The following is an 8,578-nucleotide window of genomic DNA, read 5'->3' as shown; positions in this document are numbered from 1 at the left end:
GGAATGGCTGGAGGTCAGCCGTCACATGCGACGCGAGGGATGCTGCGATCCGGAGAGCGGAGGCTGAGCAGCGGGACAGGGGGCGCCGGTGAGTGCCTGGCCGTCGTGGCCGCTCCGGCAGCGGCAAGACCACCCTCGCCCCCTGCCTGGCCGGGCTCCACCGTGACCACAGCGGAGAGGTCCTGCTCGACGGCCGCCCCCTCCCACGCAGTCTGCGGCAGCGCAACCACGACGACCGCGCTGTCGTAGCAACTCGTCCCACCGCGTGGGCCGTTGTTAATCCGGACGCGGGCGCAAGGTCAACTCGTGCAGCAATGAGCGTTGCCTGGGGCCCAGAGGCTCGCGGGCATGACAACCACCCCGTACAGATTCGGACTGTCACGTGCCGCGGCGGCCACCGTCGCCGCCCTGGCCCTCCTCCTCGCCCCCACCGGTCAGGCCACCGCCGCCGAACCGGCGCTCCCCCTGGGCGATGCCGACCTGGCGGAGACCCGCACCAGCCAGACCCTGGCCGACGGCGTCACTCTCACCCGCATCGTCCGGGGCACCGAGCCCGCCCCGGCCGACCAGATCAACACCACGACCCGTGGGCCCTGGGTCGTCAACCTCCTGACGATCGACCCCCGAAGGACCCGCGGGCACCTGGCGGCCACCTACGGTCCGGACCTCGCCCGCACGGAGCGGACCACGGACCTCGTCCGCACCTCCGGGGCCCTCGCGGGCGTCAACGCCTCTTTCTTCACCTTCACCGCCAGCGCCCAGTACCCGGGCGACCCGGTCGGACTCGGCCTGTACGGCGGACGGCTGCTGAGCGAGCCCACCGGTGACCCCGCCGAGGCAGACTTCGTGGTGGACGCCCGCAGCAACCGGGCCGTCATGGGCAAGTTGAGCTGGTCCGGCAGCGTGCAGAACCGGCAGACCGCGGCGAGCCTGCCCCTGGAGTTCCTCAACCACCCACCGGTGGTTCCGGCCGCGTGCGCCACTCTCACCGACCAGACCGAGTGCTCCGAGCCCGGCGACGTCGTGCGGTTCACCCCCGAGTTCGCCGAGGCCACCCCGTCCGGCGCCGGCGTGGAGGTCGTCCTCGACCGGCGGGGCTGCGTGGTGCGCACCTCGACGCGCCGCGGCACGACCCTGACCGACGGCCAGACGTCCCTGCAGGCAACCGGCCGCGACACCGCCGCCCTGCTGGAGGTGGCGGGACAGGGGTGCCTGCGCATCGCCTCCACCCTGACCGACGAGCAGGGTGAGAAGCTCGCCGTGCGCCCGGGGCTGTTCGGGGTGAACGGCCGCTACCGCCTCACGGCGGACGGGCAGATCGTCGTGCCGCCCGGGTCGGGCAGCTTCTTCGCCCGCAACCCCCGCACCATCGCCGGCACGACCCGGGACGGCAGGATCGTCCTCGCCACCATCGACGGCCGTATGACGAGCAGCGTCGGCACCACCATGGACGAGACCGCCGCCGTCGCCCACGCGCTCGGCCTGCGCGACGCGGTCAACCTCGACGGCGGCGGCTCCACCACCATGTCCGTCGAGGGCGCACTGGTGAACCGGCCCAGCGGAACGGCCGAACGGCCCGTCGGTGACGCCCTCGTCTTCATCGACGGCGCCTATCGCGCGGGCGGCAACTGACCCTGCCCACAACACCGTTGACCGGCCGGTCCGCGCGGCCCGGCCGGCCGGTCAGCCGAGCGCCTTGTCCAGGTTGAAGGCCGCGCTGATCAGGGAGAGATGCGTGAACGCCTGCGGGAAATTCCCCTGTTGCTCGCCCGTTTGGCTGATCTCCTCGGCGTACAGGCCCAGATGGTTGGCGTAGGTGAGCATCTTCTCGAACGCCAGCCGCGCCTCCTCCACCCGTCCGGCGCGGACCATCGCCTCGACGTACCAGAACGAGCAGATCGAGAACGTCCCCTCGTCGCCGCGCAGACCGTCGGGGCTGGCCTGCGGGTCGTAGCGGTAGACCAGCGAGTCGGACACCAGCTCGTTGGTGAGGGCGTCCAGGGTGGACAGCCACTTGGGATCGGTGGGCGCGATGAACTTCGACAGCGGCATCATCAGCACGGCCGCGTCGAGCACCTCGCCGTCCTCGTGCTGGACGAAGGCCTGGCGCCGCTCGGACCAGCCGCGGCGCATGATCCGGCGGTAGATCGTGTCGCGGCACTGCCGCCACCGGAGGAGGTCGGCGGGCAGTCCGCGCCGGTTGGCCATCCGGATGGCCCGTTCGATCGCCACCCAGCACATCAGCCGCGAGTACAGGAAGTCCTTGCGGCCGCCGCGGGTCTCCCAGATGCCCTCGTCCGGCTGGTCCCAGTGGCAGCACACCCAGTCGACCAGCGCGCAGACGTCGTCCCACTGGCCGCTGGAGATGGGCTGCGCCCACTTGTCGTACAGGTAGATCGAGTCGATGAGCGCACCGTAGATGTCGAGCTGGAGCTGCTCGGCGGCGCCGTTGCCGACCCGCACCGGCGCGGAGCCCTCGTACCCTTCCAGATGGTCGAGCACGCGCTCGGGCAGGTCGGTGCGTCCGTCGATGCCGTACATGATCCGCCGCGGCCCGGTGTGGCAGCCGGCACCCGGACTGATGTGCCGGGTCACGAACTTCATGAACGCCTCGGCCTCGCCGGTGAAGCCCAGCCTCAGGAGCGCGTACACGCAGAAGGCGGCGTCGCGCACCCAGACGTACCGGTAGTCCCAGTTGCGTTCGCCGCCGAGCTGTTCGGGCAGGCTCGTCGTCGGCGCCGCCACGATCGCGCCGGTGGGCGCGTACGTCAGCAGCTTCAGAGTGAGCGCGGAGCGGTGCACCATCTCCCGCCAGCGGCCCCGGTACTTCGACGCGGACAGCCAGCGGCGCCAGTAGTCCACCGTCTCGCCGAACTGCTCCTCCGCCTCCATGCTCGGGCACCGGCGGGGCGTCACGTCGCCCCCGACCCGGTCCAGCGCGAACACCGCCGACTCGCCCTCGGCGAGCTTGAAGTCCGCCCACGCGTCGGGACCGTCGGCCTCGAGCGGCACGGTGGCGGTCAGCGCCAGGGACAGGTCCTCGGAGTCGAAGACGGCCACGTCGCCGACCATCCGCAGGGTGTGCGGCCGGGCCCCGTAGTCGAACCGGGGCGCCACACGGGCCTTGAACGGCAGGGAACCGCGCACGCACAGCACCCGCCGGATCAGCCGGTGCCGCTCGGCCTCGGTCGACTCCCCGTTGACCGGCATGAAGTCCTGCACCTCGCCGACGCCGTCCTCGGTGAAGAACCGGGTGATCAGGACGTTGGTGTCGGGGAAGTAGAACTGCTTGGTCCGCCCGGGCACGCTCGCCGCCAGCTCGAAGGCGCCGCCCCGCTCCGCGTCCAGGATCGAGGCGAACACGCTCGGCGCGTCGAAGGCCCCGCAGCAGTACCAGTCGATCGTGCCGTCGGTGCCCACCAGGGCCACGCTCCGCAGATCGCCGATCAGCCCGTGCTCGGCGATCGGCAGATACCGTGAGCGCCCGAACCCCTCGTCCCTCGGTGTCTCGGCCATCACAGCCTCCCTCGCCCGGTCCGCCCGGCGCGGTTCCAGCTTAGGCGGGATCGAACACGCGGGCGTCCGGAAATCGAGGCCCCGGCCGATCACACCGTGACGACCCCGACGCCCGCCTCCTCGAACCGCCGCACCGTGTGCTCGTCCACCGCCGTGTCCGTGACCAGAGTGTCCACCGTCTCCGTGGCGCAGATCCGGGCGAACGCCCGGCGGCCCAGCTTGCTGGAGTCCGCGGCCACGACCACGCGCTCGGCACGCGCGCACAGCAGCCGGTTGATCGCCGCCTCCGCCTCGTCGTGCGCCGCCGCGCCGTGCACCACGTCCAGGGCGACGACGCCGAGCACCGCCACGTCGAGGGTGATCTGGCTGAGCACGCCGTCGGCGAGCGGACCGATGAGCTCGTACGACTGCGCCCGCGCCACCCCGCCCGTCACCACGATCTTGAACTGGGGGCGGACGGCCAGCTCGTTGGCGATGTTGAGCGCGTTGGTGACCACGGTGAGCGCGGGCGAGCCGGCGGCGAGGTCGCTGCGCACGGCCAGGGCCCGGGCCACTTCGGTGGTGGTCGTGCCGCCGGTCAGCCCCACCGCCTCGCCGGGGGCGATGAGATCGGCCACGGCCTTGGCGATGCGCTGTTTCTCAGAGGCGCGGCGGGCGGTCTTGTAGCGCAGGGGGAGTTCGTACGACACGCCGTGCACGACCGCGCCGCCCCGGGTGCGGACCAGCATCTGCTGCTCGGCGAGCTGGTCGAAGTCCCGGCGGATCGTCGCGGCCGAGACCGCCAGCTCGGCAGCCGCCTCCTCGACGTCCAGCCGACCGCGCTCGACGAGCAGCTCCAGCAGCGCCTTCCAGCGCGCGTCGCGCGACATCCGCACCCTCCGTCCGTTCCTCGTTCTGCGGCGACCCTAGCGCACCCGACTGTGGACGAGATGCTTGATGATGCTCGAAAGAGGGCAGTATCTTGCAAGAACAATCATCAGGTGAGGGGTGTCGCATGACGCACGTCGAGGACGAGCTGCGCAGCCAACCGGAGTGCTGGACCCGCGCCGCGTCCCTGGCGGTGCGGCACGGGGGCGCGCTGCCCGCACCGGGGGAGCGGGTCGCGATCGTCGGCTGCGGCACGTCGTACTTCATGGCGCAGGCCGCGGCGGCCCTGCGCGAGGGCGCGGGGAAGGGCGAGACGGACGCCTTCGCGGCCTCGGAGTTCCCGTACGGCCGCCCGTACGACCGTGTCGTCGCCCTCACCCGCTCCGGCACCACCACCGAGGTCCTGGACCTGCTCGGACAGGTGAGCGGCACCATCCGGACGACCGCGATCACCGCCGACCCGAGCACGGCCGTGACGGACGCCGCCGACGACGTCGTCGTGCTCGACTTCGCGGACGAACGGTCCGTCGTGCAGACGCGCTTCGCGACCACCGCGCTGACCCTGTTCCGCGCCCACCTTGGACTGCACACCGAGTCCGTCGTCGCGGACGCCCGCACCGCGCTGGCCGCCGAGCTGCCCGAAGGCCTCGTGGACTGCGGCCAGTTCACCTTCCTCGGCCGCGGCTGGACCGTGGGCCTGGCGCACGAGGCCGCCCTGAAGATGCGGGAGTCGGCCCAGGCGTGGACCGAGTCCTACCCGGCGATGGAGTACCGGCACGGCCCCATCAGCATCACCACGCGCTCCACCGCGACCTGGATGCTCGGTGCGGCGCCGGAAGGGCTCCCCGAGCAGGTGCGGGCCACCGGCGGCCGATGGGTGGCGGGCGGTCTCGACCCGCTCGCCGAACTGGTCCGCGTGCAACGGCTCGCGGTCGCCGTGGCCCGAGCCCGAGGCCTGGACCCGGACCGGCCCCGCCACCTCACCCGCTCGGTGATTCTCTGAGCCGCCGCAAGGAGCAGCCGTGCCCCTCGTGACCACCGGTGACCTCGTCACCCGCGCGGCCGCGGCCCGAGCCGCCGTCGCCGCCTTCAACATCATCACCCTGGAGCACGTCGAGGCGGTCGTCGCGGGCGCCGAGTCCGTCGACGCACCCGTCGTCCTCCAGGTCAGCGAGAACGCGGTCAGGTTCCGCCACGGACGACTGCTCCCGCTCGCCCGCGCGGCCGTCGCCGCCGCCGAACGGGCCGCCGTACCCGTCGCGTTGCACCTCGACCACGTGCAGAGCGATGACCTGCTGCGGCAGGCACCGGACGCCGGGTTCAGTTCCGTGATGTACGACGCGTCCCGGCTGCCGTACCAGGAGAACCTGGCCGCGACCCGGGCCGCCGCCGACTGGGCGCACGCCCAAGGGCTGTGGATCGAGGCCGAGTTGGGCGAGGTCGGCGGCAAGGACGGACGGCCGCCGCTGGACGCCCACGCGCCCGGCGCGCGCACCGACCCCGCCGAGGCCCGCGCCTTCGTCACCGACTCCGGCGTGGACGCCCTGGCCGTCGCCATCGGCAGCACGCACGCCATGACCACCCGCACCGCCACCCTCGACCACGCCCTCCTCGAACGCCTCTCCGGCATCCTGGACGTCCCCCTCGTCCTGCACGGCTCCTCGGGCGTCCCGGACGACGAACTGACGGCGGCGGTCGCCGGCGGCATCACCAAGGTCAACGTCGGCACCGCACTCAACATCGCCATGACCGGCGCGATCAGGGAGTTCCTCACCGCCCACCCCGAGGCGGTCGACTCGCGCAGCTATCTGAGCGTGGGCCGGGAGGCGATGGCCCGGGCGGTGGCACGGATCATCACCACGCTCCGCCGGCCGGCTACCGCTTGACGGCCTTCAGGACCACGAACTTCGGATCACTGGCGACCAGCGAGCTGTTGCCGAACAGCCGCCGCAGCTTGACGTGGTACCCGAGGTGCCGGTTGCCGATCACCCACAGCTCGCCGCCCGGCCGCAGCGCGCGCCGCGCGCCGGTGAACATCCGCCACGCCGTCGCATCGGTCGTCGCCTGGTGCGAGTGGAACGGCGGATTGTTCAGCACCAGGTCGACACTGCCGGAGGGCACCCCGGCCAGCCCGTCCCCGACCCGGAACTCGGCGTGCCCGGGCACGCCGTTCGCCTTGTACGTCGCCTCCGCCGACGCCGCGGCCTGGAACGACTCGTCGACGAACAGCACCTCGGCATCGGGGTTCGCCACCGCCACCGCCGTACCGACGACACCGTTCCCGCAGCCCAGGTCCACGACCCGCCGCGGGCCGCGCGTGTCCGGCAGATGCTGCAGGAGGAAGCGGGTGCCGATGTCCAGCCGGTCGGCGCAGAAGACGCCCGCATGGTTGACGACGGTGTGCCCGGACACCGGACCGATGCCGCCGGGCAGCACATAGCTGTACGGCCACGGGTTGGCGGGCCGGACGAGGGACGGATCCGGCGTGCAGAAGATCAGCCGGGCCTTCTTCTCGGCGAGCGAGGTACGGGTCGGGCCGAGGATCCGCTCGAACAGGTTCAGCGTCGAGGTGTGGATCTCCTTCACCATGCCGGTGCCCACGACGACCGTGCCCGGGTGCACGGCGGGCGCCAGCCGCAGCAGCTGGTCCTCCAGCAGCGCCAGGCTCTTCGGCACCCGCACCAGCAGCACGTCCACCCGGTCGGGCGGCGGATCCTGGGTGGTGAGCAGACGCACCGTGCCGGGCTCCACGCCGCCCCGGGCGAGGTTCGCGCGGGTCGCCTCCTGCGTCAGGAACGAGTCCGTGATCTGCACCGGCCCGTGCGCCGCCAGCGCGGTCACCAGCGCGCCCCAGCGGTCGCCGAGCACCACGACCGTGCCGGACAGCGGCACGCCCTCGCTCGCGAGGTGCCGCAGCAGGTACTCGTCGGAGGCGTCCCAGGCACGCAGGCGGTCGCGGGGGTCCTCGGGAAAGCGCGCCAGCGCGAGCTCGCCCCAGGGCGTCGTCATACGGTCGTTCATCGTGCGGCCAAGGCTAACCGAGCCGCAGCTCAGGGCTGGTGCGGGAGGATGGACGGCATGGAGGCCGAGCTGTTCCCCAGGGACCGTACGGAGATCGCGCCGGGCGCGGTGCACGTGCCGGACTGGCTCGACGCGGAGCGCCAGCGCGAGCTGCTGAGTGCCTGCCGGGAGTGGGCGCGCCCGCCCGCAGGACTGCGCACGGTCCGCACGCCCGGCGGCGGCACGATGACCGCCCGCCAGGTCTGCCTGGGCTGGCACTGGTACCCGTACGCCTATGCCCGCACGGTCGTCGACGGAGACGGCGCCCCCGTGAAGCCGTTCCCGGCGTGGCTCGGTGAGCTGGGCCGGCGCGCGGTGGCCGACGCGCTCGGCGCGGAGGCGGCCGCGGGGGCCGAGTACGACATCGCGCTGATCAACTTCTACGACGGCGACGCCCGCATGGGCATGCACCGCGACAGCGACGAGAAGTCCGCCGCGCCGGTGGTGTCCCTGAGCCTCGGTGACACCTGCGTCTTCCGGTTCGGCAACACCGAGAGCCGGGCCCGGCCCCACACGGACGTCGAGCTGCGCAGCGGTGACCTGTTCGTGTTCGGCGGGCCGGCGCGGATGGCGTACCACGGGGTGCCGCGGGTGCACGCGGGCACGGCGCCGCCCTGGCTCGGCCTGACCGGACGGCTGAACATCACCCTGCGGGTCAGCGGCTTCCCGGCGGACGCCGGCTGACGTGCGGATCATGGGAGACTCGCCCTCATGAGCGGCAAGGCGGACCCCCGGCCGGCGGGGGAAGGGACCACCTCGAGGACGCGGCTGGACCGGGGGCGCGGTGCGCTCGGGCCCGCGTTGGAGCTCGTGCACACCGGGCGGGCCCCGACCAGGGCCGTGCTCACCGCCGAACTCGGCGTCACCCGGGCCACGGCCGGCGCGGTGGCCGCCGAGCTGGAGGCGCTGGGGCTGATCCGGGTCGACGCCCGGCCGGGTGCCGCCGCCGGTTCCCAGGGCCGCCCCTCGCACCGGCTGGAGCTCGCCGAGGACGGGCCCGTGGCGCTGGCCGCGCAGGTGCACGCCGACGGGTTCCGCGCGGCACTGGTCGGACTCGGCGGGCGGATCGTGGCGACCGCGCCCGGCTGCGAGGTCGTCGACGCCGATCCGGCGAAGGTGCTCGGGTCGGTCGTGG

At 72.9% G+C, this 8,578-nt stretch carries 7 protein-coding genes and 2 pseudogenes; 6 read left to right on the top strand and 3 right to left on the bottom strand.

Going from position 1 to position 8,578, the window contains the following annotated elements:
* Window positions 1-248, top strand: a pseudogene (locus tag ACTWQJ_RS40315) (ATP-binding cassette domain-containing protein); the annotation flags it as partial.
* Between the two features lie 100 nt (window positions 249-348).
* Complete coding sequence (locus tag ACTWQJ_RS40310; RefSeq protein ID WP_443311398.1) at window positions 349-1,632, top strand: phosphodiester glycosidase family protein; 1,284 nt, start codon at window positions 349-351, stop codon at window positions 1,630-1,632.
* Between the two features lie 51 nt (window positions 1,633-1,683).
* On the opposite strand, the gene ACTWQJ_RS40305 is transcribed toward ACTWQJ_RS40310, so the two are convergent.
* Window positions 1,684-3,516 carry a glycoside hydrolase family 15 protein gene (locus ACTWQJ_RS40305; RefSeq protein WP_443311397.1) on the bottom strand — a complete coding sequence of 611 codons (1,833 nt, stop codon included), beginning with the start codon at window positions 3,514-3,516 and terminating at the stop codon, window positions 1,684-1,686.
* Between the two features lie 89 nt (window positions 3,517-3,605).
* Window positions 3,606-4,385 (bottom strand): DeoR/GlpR family DNA-binding transcription regulator, encoded by a 780-nt coding sequence (locus ACTWQJ_RS40300; RefSeq protein ID WP_443311396.1) that lies wholly within the window; start codon window positions 4,383-4,385, stop codon window positions 3,606-3,608.
* A gap of 125 nt (window positions 4,386-4,510) precedes the next feature.
* On the opposite strand from ACTWQJ_RS40300, the gene ACTWQJ_RS40295 reads away from it, so the two are divergent.
* Both ACTWQJ_RS40295 and ACTWQJ_RS40290 read left to right on the top strand, forming a co-directional pair.
* On the top strand, window positions 4,511-5,386 hold the full coding sequence (locus tag ACTWQJ_RS40295) for an SIS domain-containing protein (protein ID WP_443311395.1): 876 nt from the start codon (window positions 4,511-4,513) through the stop codon (window positions 5,384-5,386).
* 19 nt (window positions 5,387-5,405) lie between these two features.
* On the top strand, window positions 5,406-6,269 hold the full coding sequence (locus ACTWQJ_RS40290) for a class II fructose-bisphosphate aldolase (protein ID WP_443311394.1): 864 nt from the start codon (window positions 5,406-5,408) through the stop codon (window positions 6,267-6,269).
* Here ACTWQJ_RS40290 and ACTWQJ_RS40285 read toward each other — a convergent pair.
* On the bottom strand, window positions 6,259-7,392 hold the full coding sequence (locus tag ACTWQJ_RS40285) for a methyltransferase (RefSeq protein ID WP_443311399.1): 1,134 nt from the start codon (window positions 7,390-7,392) through the stop codon (window positions 6,259-6,261). The genes ACTWQJ_RS40290 and ACTWQJ_RS40285 overlap by 11 nt on opposite strands.
* 69 nt (window positions 7,393-7,461) lie before the next feature.
* Here ACTWQJ_RS40285 and ACTWQJ_RS40280 point away from each other — a divergent pair, with 69 nt between their 5' ends.
* Together ACTWQJ_RS40280 and ACTWQJ_RS40275 are read left to right on the top strand one after the other, a co-directional pair.
* Window positions 7,462-8,127: an alpha-ketoglutarate-dependent dioxygenase AlkB family protein gene (locus ACTWQJ_RS40280; RefSeq protein ID WP_443311393.1), complete on the top strand. Its 666-nt coding sequence runs from the start codon at window positions 7,462-7,464 to the stop codon at window positions 8,125-8,127.
* A gap of 27 nt (window positions 8,128-8,154) precedes the next feature.
* Window positions 8,155-8,578 (top strand): annotated as a pseudogene (locus ACTWQJ_RS40275) (ROK family protein); the annotation flags it as partial.

It is taken from the genome of Streptomyces sp. KR55 (genome assembly GCF_052245645.1).
Lineage (GTDB): Bacteria > Actinomycetota > Actinomycetes > Streptomycetales > Streptomycetaceae > Streptomyces > Streptomyces flavusporus.
The sequence above is the reverse complement of the archived record's forward strand: the minus strand, read 5'-3'. Positions and strand labels throughout refer to the sequence as shown.

Coding starts and splice junctions, on each gene's coding strand:
- ACTWQJ_RS40295 (WP_443311395.1), top strand. CDS start 4,511: ATGACGCACGTCGAGGACGAGCTGCGCAGCCAACCGGAGTGCTGGACC.
- ACTWQJ_RS40300 (WP_443311396.1), bottom strand. CDS start 4,385: ATGTCGCGCGACGCGCGCTGGAAGGCGCTGCTGGAGCTGCTCGTCGAG.
- ACTWQJ_RS40310 (WP_443311398.1), top strand. CDS start 349: ATGACAACCACCCCGTACAGATTCGGACTGTCACGTGCCGCGGCGGCC.
- ACTWQJ_RS40280 (WP_443311393.1), top strand. CDS start 7,462: ATGGAGGCCGAGCTGTTCCCCAGGGACCGTACGGAGATCGCGCCGGGC.
- ACTWQJ_RS40305 (WP_443311397.1), bottom strand. CDS start 3,516: ATGGCCGAGACACCGAGGGACGAGGGGTTCGGGCGCTCACGGTATCTG.
- ACTWQJ_RS40285 (WP_443311399.1), bottom strand. CDS start 7,392: ATGACGACGCCCTGGGGCGAGCTCGCGCTGGCGCGCTTTCCCGAGGAC.